The sequence below is a fragment of the Rhodopseudomonas boonkerdii genome, from assembly GCF_021184025.1.
In the GTDB taxonomy this organism is placed as follows: Bacteria; Pseudomonadota; Alphaproteobacteria; order Rhizobiales; family Xanthobacteraceae; genus Tardiphaga; species Tardiphaga boonkerdii.
This window is the reverse complement of record NZ_CP036537.1, coordinates 5,075,923-5,088,754: the sequence shown is the minus strand read 5'-3', so window position 1 is coordinate 5,088,754 and position 12,832 is coordinate 5,075,923. Positions and strand designations below refer to the sequence as shown.

Sequence of the window (12,832 nt, the reverse complement as noted above, 5' to 3'; positions counted from 1 at the left end):
AAGCCGCGAAAGGCAAGACTGGATTGCTCGTCGCTGCGTGAACCGGAAAGCCCAAGGCGTTCCCTGACCTCGCAATGACAGTGATTGTCGTGGGGTATCCTACTCCGCAGCGTCGGCCGAATGGCTGCCCGGCATTGGTGCCTTTTGCCAATCTCCCGGAGCGAGAGAGGTGCTCACGGAAAGAATTTCAATGCCGAGGATACGTCCTTCGGCATCGAGGTCGTAGATGAACGGTCCAGCCTCTTCCGTTCGGTCCACTTTTCCTCTCTGTCCAATGCGAATGTAAATGGCATCGGCTTCTGAATCGTAGGTCATGTTGGTCATGGCTTGCGCCTCGCATCACGATCGAAGGTGACTGTTATAATCCGAATGTGAGAATCTGTCTCGACACATGCAACCCTGAGAATGCGCCCGCCGAACTCGGGAATGGCTCGAAAGCGGCGCTCGATCGATGGTGCAAACGGCTCCGGTTCGGTCCAGCCGGGATGTCGGACGGTTTGCTCGACCCATGCAACGGGAATTTTGCGCTCCGCCACGCGGGCACGCGCATGATGTGTCAGAACCAGTGGCTTTGACATGCTGGTCGCCCCGAAACCAAGGCAAACCTAACAGCAGGTAGATTGGTAGCGCAATCGAGATTGGCGCTTATCAGCTATCCACCTTCAGCGCGGCAATAAACGCTTCCTGCGGGATGTCGACCTTGCCGAACTGCCGCATCTTCTTCTTGCCTTCCTTCTGCTTCTCCAGAAGTTTTCGCTTACGTGAGATGTCGCCGCCATAGCACTTCGCGGTCACGTCCTTGCGCAGCGCGCGGACGGTTTCGCGGGCGATCACCTTGCCGCCGATCGCCGCCTGGATCGGAATGACGAACATGTGCGGCGGGATCAGCTCCTTCATCTTCTCCACCATCGCGCGGCCGCGGCCTTCGGCGCGGGTGCGGTGGACCAGCATGGAGAGCGCATCCACCGGCTCGCCATTGACGAGGATCTGCATCTTCACGAGATCGGCGGCGCGGTAGTCCGTGAGGTGATAGTCGAACGAAGCGTAGCCCTTGGAGATCGACTTCAGGCGATCGTAGAAATCGAACACCACTTCATTGAGCGGCAGTTCGTATTTCACCATCGCGCGGGCGCCGACGTAAGTCAGCTCCTTCTGATTACCCCGGCGCTCCTGGCAGAGCTTCAGCACGCTGCCGAGATATTCGTCGGGCGTCAGGATCGTGGCTTCGATCCACGGCTCGTGGATCTCGGCGATCTTCACCACGTCGGGCATGTCGATCGGATTGTGAATCTCGATCTCGGTGCCGTCAGTCAGGTGCATGTGATAGATCACCGACGGCGCGGTGGCGATCAGGTTGAGATCGAATTCGCGGCTCAGGCGCTCCTGGATGATTTCCAGATGCAGCAGGCCGAGGAAGCCGCAGCGGAAGCCGAAGCCGAGCGCGGCGGAGGTTTCCATCTCGAACGAGAACGACGCATCGTTGAGGCGCAGCTTGCCCATGGCGGCGCGCAGCGTCTCGAAGTCGTCGGCGTCCACCGGGAAGAGACCGCAGAACACCACGGGGACGGCGGGTTTGAAACCCGGCAGCATCTCGGTGATCGGCTTGCGATCGTCGGTGATGGTGTCGCCGACGCGGGTGTCGGCGACTTCCTTGATGGCGGCGGTGATGAAGCCGATCTCGCCGGGGCCGAGTTCGTCGATGTTCACCATCTTCGGCGTGAAATAGCCGACGCGCTCCACGTCATAGGCCGCGTTAGTGCCCATCATGCGGATGCGCTGGCCTTTCTTCAGCACGCCATCGACCACGCGCACCAGCACGACGACGCCGAGATAGACGTCGTACCAGCTGTCCACGAGCAAGGCCTTCAGCGTGGCGTCGCGGTCGCCCTTCGGCGGCGGCAGGCGGGTGACGATGGCTTCCAATACATCGGGCACGCCGAGGCCGGTCTTGGCCGAAATCATCACCGCGTCGGAGGCGTCGATGCCGATCACGTCCTCGATCTGCTGCTTGACCTTGTCCGGCTCGGCGGCCGGCAGATCGACCTTGTTGAGGACCGGCACGATTTCGAGATCGGCGTCGAGCGCGTGATAGACATTGGCGAGGGTCTGCGCTTCCACGCCCTGCGAGGCGTCGACCACCAGCAGCGCGCCTTCGCAGGCGGCCAGCGAGCGGGACACCTCATAGGCGAAGTCGACGTGGCCGGGTGTGTCCATCAGGTTGAAGATGTAATCCTGCCCGTCCTTGGCCTTGTAATGCAGGCGGACGGTCTGGGCCTTGATGGTGATGCCGCGCTCGCGCTCGATATCCATCGAGTCCAGCACCTGCTCCTTCATCTCGCGCGCCTGCAACCCGCCGGTGATCTGGATCAGGCGGTCGGCCAGGGTCGATTTGCCATGGTCGATATGGGCGACGATGGAGAAGTTGCGGACGTTCGAAATCGGGGAGGTTGTCATGGGCGCGGGATAGCATCCGGGCCCTGATGCGGCAACCGAAATGGGGGTTTACCGGCGGTTTCACAAGGCCCTGCCGCGTGGCGGCTCGCTCAAGGCATTCTGATTTTACTCGGGGGCAAAACAGGCTAGGCAGGGCGCCATGAACAGGCCTGCACTCCGTCCGAAAACCCGCCGCCCCACCTCTCCCCCTGCATGGCCGGCGCGTCGCCGCAGCCTGCTGTCGCGTGCGCGCCGCAGCGCGGCCCGCGTGGCTGCGTGGGCGAGCGATCCGCAGCTGAGCTTCGTGCTGGCCGTCGGTTTCACCATCGCCCATGTGGTGCTGTGGACGGCCATTCTGACACAGCTCAAGGCTGCGCAGGACGTGCATTTCGATGTCTCCGAGGCTTATGCCTGGGGACAGAAGTTCCTGCTCGGCTATGGCAAGCATCCGCCGCTGTCGGGTTGGATCGCCGGTGTCTGGTTCTCGTTCTTTCCGGCCGCAGACTGGGCTGCTTATGCACTCGCCATGACGACGGTGGGCATCGGCATGCTGGCCACCTGGGGCATCGCGCTGCATGTGGTCGATCGGCGCCGCGCATTCTTCGTGCTGGTGATGGTGGCGCTCTATCCGATCTTCAACTTCAAGGGCTTCAAATACAATGCCGACCTCGTGCAGCTGATCTCGCTGCCGCTGCTGGTGCTGGCTTATCTGCATGCTTTCGAAAAGCGCACGATCCGTTCCGGCGTGCTGCTGGGCCTCGCTGGCGCTTTGGCCCTGATGAGCAAATACTGGGTGGTGACGATGATCGGCGCCATCGGTCTCGCGGCGCTGATGCATCCGAAGCGGATGCAGTTCCTGCGCTCGCCGGCGCCATGGCTGGCGATCGTGACCATGGTCGCGGCGATGATCCCGCATGTGCAGTGGGTGCGGAGCGTGGATTATGCGCCGTTCCTCTATGCCGGCCATTACGCGATTTCGTCCTATTGGGAGAGTTTGCAACTGGTGTGGGGTTATGTCGGCCACAATGTCGCGCTGCTGCTGCTGCCGTTGGCAATCGCGGCGGCGGTGCTCGGCTGGGCGCCGCGCTGGTGGACGACGGCACTGCGGGCGCCCGGTGCCTTCTTCGCGCGGTCGTGGTCGCTACGCGGCAATCCCGCCGTCGATCGCGATCAGGCGCTCAATATCTGGCTGATCCAGGCCATCGTCGCCATCGGGCCGCCGTTCGGCGCGCTGGCTTTCAGCATCTACATCAAGACCGACTGGGGCATCCCGTTATTCTTCCTGCTGCCGCTGGCGGTGATCGCGATTCCGGCGTTGCGGGTGCCGCGCGTGGCGTTGCCGCGGATCGCCGGTGTGTGGCTGGTGCTGTCGCTGCTGACACTCGCATTCGCTCCGCAGATCTGCGTGCTCAGCCTTCCGCGCGACGACAAGGGCAATTTCACACACGTCTCCTATTCGCAGCTCGCAGGCCAGCTCACGGAGATCTGGCACACCCGCGCCTATTCGCGCTGGAGCGCTGTCGCCGGCTTCATCGACACCGCGGATCAAATGACCTTCTACAGCCCGGATCATCCCTTGCCGCTGACGCTTTACGATGAGGGTGGATCGGGCCTGCTGACCCTCGCCGAAGCACAGCGCGACGGCTTCATCGGCATCTGCGAAGCCGGCACCTGGAATATCGATCGCTGCGACGCGTGGATGAAGGAACATGCTGCCGGCGCCGAGCGCATGGTGCTGAGCACACGCCGTTACTTCAACGGCCAGGCAGGAGTTTCGACGCGGTTCGACGTCTATCTGGTGCCGCCGAAGAAGTAGTACTCGGATCGTAGAGCGGCTTAATCCTGCTCTTCGCCGAATTTGTCGAGCACGAGCGCGGAGATCGCGTCCATCGCTTCGCGCGCTTCGGGGCCCTTTGCGGAGACGACGATGCTGGTGCCGATTCCGGCGGCGAGCATCATCAGGCCCATGATCGACGTGCCGCCGACCGTCTCGCCATTCCGCGTCACGGTGATGTCGGCGTTGAACTTCTCCACCGTCTGCACGAATTTCGCGGAGGCGCGCGCATGAAGGCCGCGCTTGTTGGTGATGGGCAGTTCGCGGGAGAGAGGTTCGCTCATTTGCCGGCGAGCACGCGGCTGGCGATGGTGACGTATTTGCGGCCGGCTTCCTGCGCCATGGCGATGGCGTCGGGCAGCGCGCGCTCCTCGCGGACTTTCGCGAGCTTCACCAGCATCGGCAGATTGATGCCGGCCAGCACTTCGACTTTCGGCCGGCTCATGCAGGAGATGGCGAGGTTCGACGGCGTACCGCCGAACATGTCGGTGAGGATGGCGACGCCGTCGCCGCTATCGACGCGGTTCACCGCTTCGATGATATCGCTGCGACAGAGATCGGAGTCGTCTTCCGCGCCGATCGTTACGGCTTCGATTTGTTGTTGCGGACCCATTACGTGCTCGAGCGCTGCCTTGAACTCGTCGGCAAGGCGCCCATGGGTCACAAGTACCAGACCAATCATCGGAAACTCCTCGTGGACGCGATGGTGCGCCGCACGAAAGCGCCACTTTGACCATCCAGAGCCTCCATGCAAGAGGTCTCTTCGCGAAACTCCCTTAAAATACGACCTTTGTCGGGGGAGGCTCAGCGGGTCAGCTCGGTGGCGAGTGTGGGACTAATATGGTTACCAATTCCCTTCGGGCAATTGCGCTAGCGTCGCTGCGACGAGATGCCCGCGGCCGTTGTCAGGTAGGCTACCACCAGGGGTAGTGGTGAAAAACCGGATCCAACCGGGATTCGGGGAAGTTCGACGTCCCGGAGCCTGACCTGCAGCGCTTCCGCGTCAGGAAGCCGCGCGGCATCCGGCGCGTCGAGATCGACCACCAGCCCCACAATGGCGGCGGTAGCACAATCGAGACGCCTGATACCCAAACCGCGGATTTCCAGCAAGCCGACCAGCTCGGGTGCTGGCCGGACGCGCAGCCGGCCCTCGTCGGTGATGTCCAAAAAAGCGCGATCGTCGGCCACCAGCATCGCTTCCGGGATCAGTCCGGCCTGGGCCGCGAGGATCAGGTCGAACACCAGCCGCGATTTACCGGAGCCCGACGGGCCGCGGATCAACACCGCGCGGTCGCCCACCAGGACGGCCGACGCGTGGATGCTGGCCTGGGGAGCGGTCATGTCGCGGGCAGCCTCACGACGAAGCGGGCGCCGAGCACCGGTATTTCGCCGTCGGCATTGGCGGCGCCGACCCGGTTTTCGGCCCAGACGGTACCGCCATGGGCCTCGACGATCTGTTTAGAGATCGACAGGCCCAGGCCGGAGTTCTGGCCAAAACCCTGATGCGGTCGGTCGGTGTAGAAGCGCTCAAATATCCGCTCCAGCGCATCCGGCCCGATGCCGGGGCCGTCATCGTCAACCACGATCTCGATCTTCGATTTCAGGCGGCGGCAGGCAATGCGCACCTTGGCGCCCGGCTCGGAGAAGGACTGGGCGTTGGTGACGAGATTGGTGATGACCTGACCAAGCCGGGAGTCGTGCCCGGGCACGGAGAAAGTGTCGTTCGCCGGTCCCTCGAAGCGCACCTCGACGCCGACGTCGTGGCCGAGCTTGGTTTCGTTGGCGATGGCAGTGAGGGTGTTCAGCAGTTTGCGCACATCGACCGGCGCGACATCGTTGCGTTGAAGCTCGGCATCGAGACGGCTGGCATCGGAGATGTCGGAGATCAGGCGATCGAGGCGGCGCACATCGTGCTCGATCACGGCCAGCAGCCGGCCGCGGCTGTTCTCGTTCTTCGCCAGCGGCAAGGTTTCGACGGCGGAGCGCAGCGAAGTCAGCGGGTTCTTCAATTCGTGCGAAACGTCGGCAGCGAACATCTCGATCGCCTCGATGCGGTTGTAGAGCGCGTCGGTCATGTCGCGCAGTGCACCGGAAAGATGTCCGATCTCGTCGCGGCGGTCGGTGAAGTCGGGAATTTCGACGCGGGTGCGGATGCGGCGGCGGACGCGCTCGGCGCTATCGGCGAGGCGTCGTACCGGGCCTGCAATCGTCGAGGCGAGCAGTAGCGACAGCACGATCATCACCGCCATGGCGACGGCGAACACTTTCAGAATGGCGAGACGCTCGGCGGTGACCATCTGATCGATATCGTCGCCCTGGGTCGAAAGCATCAGCGCGCCATGCACGGCGCGGAAGCGCTGCACAGGCACCGCGACCGAGACGATGACTTCGCCGCGGTCATTGATGCGTACCATGCTGCTCTTCATGCCGCTGAGCGACTGCTGCACTTCCTGATAACCGTTGCCGTTCTCGGGGCCGAGCTCGCGATAGAGCGGCAGGTCGCCGCGATTAAGCCAGGTGCGGATCGCGATGGTGGCCTTCTCGACCAGACCCGGCTTCTCCGTGGTCGGCGGCGGCAGCTCGAAGCGCAGGACATCGCCGCGGCCATAGAGGCTGCGGCTATCCAGCAGCAACACGCCGTCGCGGTCATAGATGCGCGCGCGCGTTTTCGTCGGCGAGATCAGCCGGCGCAGCACCGGGGCGACGCGCTCTGGATTGATCGGAAAGTCGAGATTGTTGAATTCGTCCGGTGCCCCGTAGCTTTCACCCGGCTTGAGATCGAGCAAACGGTCCGGATCGATGGTGATCGTGTTGGTTTCGACCGTTGCCGAGGCTGCGATGGCGCCGGCGATGATTTCAGCCTGGGTGAGCAAGCTCTGCGCGCGCGCATCGATCAGGCCGGCGCGAAATTGCGACAAGTAGAGGACGCCGGCCACGAGTGCGCAGAGGCCGGCGAGATTGAGCGAGACGATACGACGCGTGAGACTCGAGAAGGTCAGTGCGACAAAAAACTGCCGAACCCTGCGCAGCCAGTCGAGGGGGCGCGGCCAGCCGCCGGCCAGCTTCTCGTCGGATGCATCGGGCGCCTGGGGCGCACCGCCGCCGTCCCGTCTTCCATCAGGCTGCGTTCGATCCAGCAAAGCCCACACTGCCCGCTTGTTTGTCGATAGATCGCGATCGCCGGTCAAAGCCTAGCGCGGCGATGCGATTGCGTAGGCCCGCGACGGGCCGTGAAACCTGTTCGAGTCAGGTTTCCTTGAAACGATAACCGACGCCGTACAGCGTTTCGATCATCTCGAAGTCGTCATCGACCACCTTGAACTTCTTGCGCAGGCGCTTGATGTGGCTGTCGATGGTGCGATCGTCCACATAGACCTGATCGTCGTAAGCGGCATCCATCAGCGCATTACGGCTCTTCACCACGCCGGGACGGGTGGCGAGTGCCTGCAGGATCAGGAATTCGGTGACGGTGAGGGTCACCGGCTCGTTCTTCCAGGTGCAGGTGTGACGCTCCGGATCCATACGCAACAGACCGCGATCGAGCGCCTTGGCGTCGGTCTCCTTCGGCACGGCGGCCGGGTCCTTTGGTGCCGAGCGGCGCAGCACGGCCTTCACGCGCTCCACCAGCAGGCGCTGCGAGAAAGGTTTGCGGATGAAATCGTCGGCGCCCATCTTGAGGCCGAACAGTTCGTCGATCTCCTCGTCCTTCGAGGTGAGGAAGATCACTGGCAGGTCAGACTTCTGGCGCAAGCGGCGCAGCGTCTCCATGCCGTCCATCCGGGGCATCTTGATGTCCAGGATCGCGAGGTCCGGCTGGCTGGTGCGAAAACCGTCCAGGGCAGACGCACCGTCCGTATAGGTCATGATGCGATAGCCTTCGGCTTCGAGCGCGATCGATACGGATGTGAGAATGTTGCGGTCGTCGTCGACCAAGGCGATTGTGGGCATGAGCCTGCTTTCCGAAGCGGGATGGTCTGTGCGACGGGAATTGGATATTCCGCCGTACGAGGTGGCCTTAAAAACACAGTCAACCAGCAATGCAAGCTGGGCTGAAGTGTGGCCAAGTTCCCTGAACGCTTAAAGGGGACGCGAGTTCCACTCCTATATACGCCGCCCAAGGTGTCAGGAGAAGCCATTTTCGCAATGAATCTCGGGATTTAACAATGCAGCCGACAGACGATTTCGACCCTTCGCGCGTCACCCGGTCGCTGCTGCGACGCAGCCGGCACGGCGCACTTGCAACCCTGACCGTCGGCAAGGGGGACCCTTATTGCTCGCTCGTGAACATCGCCAGCCACCCCGACGGCACGCCGATTCTGCTGATTTCGCGGCTGGCGGTGCATACGCGGAACATCCTGAGCGACGCCCGGGTCTCGCTGATGCTGGACGAGCGCGCGCCGGGCGACCCGCTCGAAGGCGCTAGGATCATGCTGGGAGGGACCGCCGAGGAAGCATCGGAAGCCGAGCGCCCGCTGCTGCGCCGGCGTTATCTTGGCGTCCATTCATCAGCGCAAGCTTTTGTGGATTTTAAGGATTTCTCGTTCTTCCGGGTGCGGCCGACATCGCTGCACCTGGTGGCGGGGTTCGGCCGTATCATCGATCTCGCGCCCGCACAGTATCTCACCGATCTCGACGGCGCCGAGAGCGTGTTGGAGGCCGAAGAGGATGCGGTGGCGCATATGAACGCCGACCATCGCGACGCGCTCAATCTCTACGCAACGACGCTGCTTGCCGCAGAAGCAGGCGACTGGCATTGCACGGGATGCGATCCCGACGGTCTCGATCTGCAGAACGGAACGTCTATAGCGCTTCGGTTGGATTTCCCGCGGCGGATCGTCACGCCCATGGAATTGCGCGAGGTGCTCCGGGAACTGGCAGAGCAGGCCCGCGCTTTGAACGGTTGAGCAATATCCGGCGCCATGCTTGGAATAAACCAAGTCAGGGGGCGGCCGCTTGGCTTTTCACATCTTCGTCACTATTAGGTCGCCGGATCGAAGCCGGAGCGGTTATAGTGGCGGCTACCGCTGCGATGTGTGGCTGGAAGCGGCCACATCGTTTGAATGGCGGACTCTAAGGAGGACTATCCGTGCAAGAGACGGGCGTACGTAACGCGGCCTATGGCGCCGACAAATTCGGACTCAAAAATCTCAAGGCAGTGAACTGGAATCTCGGCGCGCCGCAGCTTTATGAGCATTCGCTGCGTAATGGCGAAGCCGAATTGTCGTCCGATGGCGCGCTCTGCGCTGACACGGGCGACTTCACCGGCCGCAGCCCGAAGGACAAGTTTACTGTCAAGGATGCGTCCACCGAGAAAATGTGGTGGGCCGGCAACCAGTCGATCACCCCCGAGCAGTTCGAAGCGCTCTACACCGATTTCAAGAAGCATGCCGAAGGCATGACGCTGTTCGCACAGGATCTCTATGGCGGCGCCGATCCCAGCTTCGCCATCAAGACCCGCGTGTTCACCGAGCTCGCCTGGCACTCGCTGTTCATCCGCACACTGCTGATCCGTCCGGAAGCATCGGCACTGAAGGACTTCGTGCCCGAACTCACCATCATCGACCTGCCGAGCTTCCGCGCCGATCCGAAACGTCACGGCTGCCGCTCGGAGAACGTCGTGGCTATCGATTTCGCCCGCAAGATCGTCCTGATCGGCGGGTCTTATTATGCCGGCGAGATGAAGAAGTCGGTCTTCACCACGCTGAATTATTATCTGCCCGCCAAGGGCGTGCTGCCGATGCATTGCTCGGCCAATGTCGGCCCGAACGGCGATACCGCGATCTTCTTTGGCCTGTCGGGCACCGGCAAGACCACGCTGTCGGCCGATCCGAAGCGCACGCTGATCGGTGACGACGAGCACGGCTGGGGCAAGGACGGCGTCTTCAATTTCGAAGGCGGCTGCTATGCCAAGACCATCAAGCTGTCACAAGAAGCCGAACCGGCGATCTATGCCGCCTCCAAGCGTTTCGGTGCGGTGCTCGAAAACGTTATCCTCGATCCGATCACCAAGGTGCCGGATTTCGACGACGGTTCGAAGACCGAGAACACCCGTTCGGCCTATCCACTCGACTTCATCCCGAACGCGTCGCGCACCGGCCGTGCGCCGCAGCCGAAAAACGTGGTGATGCTCGCAGCGGATGCCTTCGGCGTGCTGCCACCGATCGCCAAGCTGACCCCGGCGCAAGCGATGTATCACTTCCTGTCCGGCTACACCGCGAAGGTCGCCGGTACCGAGCGCGGTCTTGGCAACGATCCGGAGCCGGAATTCTCCACCTGCTTCGGTTCACCATTCCTGCCGCTGGACCCATCCGTCTATGGCAACATGCTGCGCGAACTGATTGCCAAGCACAATGTGGACTGCTGGCTGGTCAACACAGGCTGGACCGGCGGCAAGTATGGTGTCGGCTCGCGGATGCCGATCAAGGTGACGCGTGCACTGCTGACCGCGGCGCTCGACGGCTCGCTGCGCAATGTCGAGTTCCGCACCGACAAGTATTTCGGCTTCGCGGTTCCGACCGCGCTGCCCGGCGTACCGAGCGAAATCCTCGACCCGGTGAACACCTGGAAGGACAAGGCCGAGTTCGACGCGACCGCGCGAAAGCTCGTCGGCATGTTCCAGAAGAACTTTGCCAAGTTCGAGGGGCAGGTGGATGCCGAAGTCCGCGCTGCAGCTCCGGATGTGAAGATGGCGGCGGAGTAGACGCCGCGACATGGAGATAGCGAAAGGGCGGCCGCAAGGTCGCCCTTTTTGCGTCTCGCTATGTCGTCCACCCGGCTCGACCGGGTGCCCCAGTAAACACCGACGCTAATGATTTGCCGTGCAAGACGCATGGATCGAGATGAACGCAGTGTCACGGTGCAAATCACGTCTCTCGCGTATACTGGGTCGTCCGGTCGAGCCGGGCGGGCGACGACAAGAGAGAGCTCCGCAACGCCAATGAAAAACCTCACCCTCACCTGGCCCTTCTGGGCGGTGCTTTCCGCAGCCTTCGCGGCACTGACGGCGATCTTCGCCAAGATCGGCGTCGAGAACGTCAATTCCGACTTTGCCACCTTCATCCGTACCATCGTCATTCTGTTCGCAGCAGGGGCGATGGTGGTGGCGACCGGCCACTGGCAGTCGCCGTCGACAATTACGCCGAAGACATGGATCTTCCTCGTTCTGTCGGGCTGCGCCACCGGTGCGTCGTGGATCTGCTATTTCCGCGCGCTAAAGCTTGGCGACGCAGCGCGTGTGGCGCCCATCGACAAGCTCAGCGTGGTCTTCGTGGCGGTGTTCGCCGTATTGTTTCTCGGTGAGAAACTCTCCCTGCCGAACTGGCTGGGTGTGATCCTGATCGCTTGTGGGGCCGTGCTCGTCGCCTATCGGGCATGACGGCGAACACAGATCACCTCGTGATCGAAGGTCACATCGGCGCCTGCAGCGTCTCGCTCCATTTTGGATCGTGATCCTCAACCGGCTTCGTCTTGCGAATGTGCCCATCGAGTTCGATGTGCAACTCGCTCAGGGTGTGGTTGCGCCGTCCCAGGACTTCGAAATGCTTCGGCTTGCGGCGTGGTTCGCCGAGTGGTTCGAAACCGGCGGCACGGGCTGCTTTCAGGGCAACACGCGGTTCGGCATGTGCATGATGCTCGTGCGGCTTCTTCTTGTGCTCGATGGTGATTGTCTTGCCTTCGGAGCGGAGCTCGGAAACCTTGAGCTCTGACGGCTTCATCTCACCTAAGAGGTTGACCTCTTCGCCTATCCGCAATGGATGTTGATCAAGGCCTTTTGGCGTGACATCGGCGAGTACGGCGCCGTGCTCGGTTTCGACGACGAAACGGTGGCCGAAGATGTGGGTGATTTTACCGCTGATGGATGTGTTACGGTGATCAGGCATTCTCACGTCTTTCGATGTTTGGTTGGTCGGGATCTGAACGCTCAGGTCCGGCATATCGTTTCAGCGCGCACGCGGCGGCGGTGGAGGCGGTGCGTCGTCGTCTTCGGGGCCATTCCGGTCGCCAGATGGCGGCGGCGGAGGCGGTCCGCGATCGGCGCGAGCGTCCGGGCCGCCTTTCGGCCCCTTAGGGCCTTTTGGACCTTTGGGGCCTTTCGGACCGTCGGGCGGGCCAAAGGCTTCGTTGCGGCCATCGGCATGCAAGATCAGGTCGGCGCGCACCACGCCGCGATCAAAGCGGCCCTGCACGGTGACTGTTTCGCCCCTGACGACCACCGCGCGGTCCTCGCCGCGCGGCCCGGTATCAACCAAGGCCCGTCCGCTCGGATCCTGCACCACGAACTTGTTGCCGAAGATGTCGCCCACCTCGCCCTTGATGGCGACCGGGGTTCGGTCTGCCATTTTTTCAATCGGAGTGGGCTGCAAGAGCATGACGCTCTGTGGCTGCCAGTTCTGCGCAAGCCGAGTACCACCGGCGCCGAGCGCGGCACCTGCTATCAGCACTGCCGCCAGCGCTCCCGTGCCGATAGCGCCGCTGGACATTCGCCAGCGGCTTTGCGGCGGGGGAAGGGCCTTGGGCCCGGAGGTGTCTATGTCGTCCGTCATGGTCGGGTCTCCTTGTCAGGGG

14 protein-coding genes are annotated in these 12,832 nt (G+C 62.5%); 4 read left to right on the top strand and 10 right to left on the bottom strand.

The window, feature by feature from the left end; genetic code table 11:
- Window positions 1-99: 99 nt before the first annotated feature.
- The 3 genes from E0H22_RS23360 to lepA all read right to left on the bottom strand — a co-directional run bounded on the left by E0H22_RS23360 (window position 100) and on the right by lepA (window position 2,454).
- Entirely contained in the window at window positions 100-324 is a 225-nt protein-coding gene (locus tag E0H22_RS23360) for a DUF2283 domain-containing protein (protein WP_233023332.1), read from the bottom strand.
- Complete coding sequence (locus E0H22_RS23355) at window positions 321-578, bottom strand: DUF4258 domain-containing protein (protein WP_233023331.1); 258 nt, start codon at window positions 576-578, stop codon at window positions 321-323. The genes E0H22_RS23360 and E0H22_RS23355 overlap by 4 nt, the downstream gene beginning before the upstream one ends.
- A 70-nt stretch (window positions 579-648) precedes the next feature.
- Window positions 649-2,454 (bottom strand): translation elongation factor 4, encoded by a 1,806-nt coding sequence (gene lepA / locus E0H22_RS23350; protein WP_233023330.1) that lies wholly within the window; start codon window positions 2,452-2,454, stop codon window positions 649-651.
- Window positions 2,455-2,593: 139 nt separating this feature from the next.
- On the opposite strand from lepA, the gene E0H22_RS23345 reads away from it, so the two are divergent.
- The gene (locus E0H22_RS23345; RefSeq protein ID WP_233023329.1) at window positions 2,594-4,249 is read left to right on the top strand and encodes a glycosyltransferase family 39 protein; all 1,656 of its coding nucleotides are present in this window, start codon (window positions 2,594-2,596) and stop codon (window positions 4,247-4,249) included.
- Window positions 4,250-4,269: 20 nt separating this feature from the next.
- On the opposite strand, the gene E0H22_RS23340 is transcribed toward E0H22_RS23345, so the two are convergent.
- The 5 genes from E0H22_RS23340 to E0H22_RS23320 form a co-directional block, all read right to left on the bottom strand.
- Window positions 4,270-4,551: an HPr family phosphocarrier protein gene (locus tag E0H22_RS23340; RefSeq protein ID WP_233023328.1), complete on the bottom strand. Its 282-nt coding sequence runs from the start codon at window positions 4,549-4,551 to the stop codon at window positions 4,270-4,272.
- The gene (locus tag E0H22_RS23335; protein ID WP_233023327.1) at window positions 4,548-4,949 is read right to left on the bottom strand and encodes a PTS sugar transporter subunit IIA; all 402 of its coding nucleotides are present in this window, start codon (window positions 4,947-4,949) and stop codon (window positions 4,548-4,550) included. Before E0H22_RS23335 ends, E0H22_RS23340 begins: the two co-directional genes overlap by 4 nt.
- A gap of 188 nt (window positions 4,950-5,137) precedes the next feature.
- On the bottom strand, window positions 5,138-5,608 hold the full coding sequence (locus E0H22_RS23330) for an HPr kinase/phosphorylase (protein WP_233023326.1): 471 nt from the start codon (window positions 5,606-5,608) through the stop codon (window positions 5,138-5,140).
- Window positions 5,605-7,329: a sensor histidine kinase gene (locus E0H22_RS23325; RefSeq protein WP_283818844.1), complete on the bottom strand. Its 1,725-nt coding sequence runs from the start codon at window positions 7,327-7,329 to the stop codon at window positions 5,605-5,607. The genes E0H22_RS23330 and E0H22_RS23325 overlap by 4 nt, the downstream gene beginning before the upstream one ends.
- A 184-nt stretch (window positions 7,330-7,513) precedes the next feature.
- On the bottom strand, window positions 7,514-8,215 hold the full coding sequence (locus E0H22_RS23320; RefSeq protein WP_233023325.1) for a response regulator transcription factor: 702 nt from the start codon (window positions 8,213-8,215) through the stop codon (window positions 7,514-7,516).
- Window positions 8,216-8,430: 215 nt separating this feature from the next.
- Here E0H22_RS23320 and E0H22_RS23315 point away from each other — a divergent pair, with 215 nt between their 5' ends.
- The 3 genes from E0H22_RS23315 (at window position 8,431) to E0H22_RS23305 (ending at window position 11,642) form a co-directional block, all read left to right on the top strand.
- Window positions 8,431-9,171, top strand: a complete 741-nt coding sequence (locus tag E0H22_RS23315) for a HugZ family pyridoxamine 5'-phosphate oxidase (protein ID WP_233023324.1) — start codon at window positions 8,431-8,433, stop codon at window positions 9,169-9,171.
- 182 nt (window positions 9,172-9,353) lie between these two features.
- The gene (locus tag E0H22_RS23310; protein WP_233023323.1) at window positions 9,354-10,967 is read left to right on the top strand and encodes a phosphoenolpyruvate carboxykinase; all 1,614 of its coding nucleotides are present in this window, start codon (window positions 9,354-9,356) and stop codon (window positions 10,965-10,967) included.
- A 237-nt stretch (window positions 10,968-11,204) separates the two neighbouring features.
- Window positions 11,205-11,642 carry an EamA family transporter gene (locus tag E0H22_RS23305; protein WP_233023322.1) on the top strand — a complete coding sequence of 146 codons (438 nt, stop codon included), beginning with the start codon at window positions 11,205-11,207 and terminating at the stop codon, window positions 11,640-11,642.
- Window positions 11,643-11,673: 31 nt separating this feature from the next.
- On the opposite strand, the gene E0H22_RS23300 is transcribed toward E0H22_RS23305, so the two are convergent.
- Together E0H22_RS23300 and E0H22_RS23295 are read right to left on the bottom strand one after the other, a co-directional pair.
- Entirely contained in the window at window positions 11,674-12,201 is a 528-nt protein-coding gene (locus E0H22_RS23300) for a hypothetical protein (RefSeq protein ID WP_233023321.1), read from the bottom strand.
- A 6-nt stretch (window positions 12,202-12,207) separates the two neighbouring features.
- Complete coding sequence (locus E0H22_RS23295; RefSeq protein ID WP_233023320.1) at window positions 12,208-12,810, bottom strand: hypothetical protein; 603 nt, start codon at window positions 12,808-12,810, stop codon at window positions 12,208-12,210.
- Between the last annotated feature and the right edge of the window lie 22 nt (window positions 12,811-12,832).

What these genes read in the sequence shown, in the direction of transcription:
- E0H22_RS23305 (WP_233023322.1), top strand. Translation starts at nt 11,205, where the DNA reads ATGAAAAACCTCACCCTCACCTGGCCCTTCTGGGCGGTGCTTTCCGCA.
- E0H22_RS23360 (WP_233023332.1), bottom strand. Translation starts at nt 324, where the DNA reads ATGACCAACATGACCTACGATTCAGAAGCCGATGCCATTTACATTCGC.
- lepA (WP_233023330.1), bottom strand. Translation starts at nt 2,454, where the DNA reads ATGACAACCTCCCCGATTTCGAACGTCCGCAACTTCTCCATCGTCGCC.
- E0H22_RS23330 (WP_233023326.1), bottom strand. Translation starts at nt 5,608, where the DNA reads ATGACCGCTCCCCAGGCCAGCATCCACGCGTCGGCCGTCCTGGTGGGC.
- E0H22_RS23335 (WP_233023327.1), bottom strand. Translation starts at nt 4,949, where the DNA reads ATGATTGGTCTGGTACTTGTGACCCATGGGCGCCTTGCCGACGAGTTC.
- E0H22_RS23345 (WP_233023329.1), top strand. Translation starts at nt 2,594, where the DNA reads ATGAACAGGCCTGCACTCCGTCCGAAAACCCGCCGCCCCACCTCTCCC.
- E0H22_RS23315 (WP_233023324.1), top strand. Translation starts at nt 8,431, where the DNA reads ATGCAGCCGACAGACGATTTCGACCCTTCGCGCGTCACCCGGTCGCTG.
- E0H22_RS23340 (WP_233023328.1), bottom strand. Translation starts at nt 4,551, where the DNA reads ATGAGCGAACCTCTCTCCCGCGAACTGCCCATCACCAACAAGCGCGGC.
- E0H22_RS23300 (WP_233023321.1), bottom strand. Translation starts at nt 12,201, where the DNA reads ATGCCGGACCTGAGCGTTCAGATCCCGACCAACCAAACATCGAAAGAC.
- E0H22_RS23355 (WP_233023331.1), bottom strand. Translation starts at nt 578, where the DNA reads ATGTCAAAGCCACTGGTTCTGACACATCATGCGCGTGCCCGCGTGGCG.
- E0H22_RS23320 (WP_233023325.1), bottom strand. Translation starts at nt 8,215, where the DNA reads ATGCCCACAATCGCCTTGGTCGACGACGACCGCAACATTCTCACATCC.
- E0H22_RS23295 (WP_233023320.1), bottom strand. Translation starts at nt 12,810, where the DNA reads ATGACGGACGACATAGACACCTCCGGGCCCAAGGCCCTTCCCCCGCCG.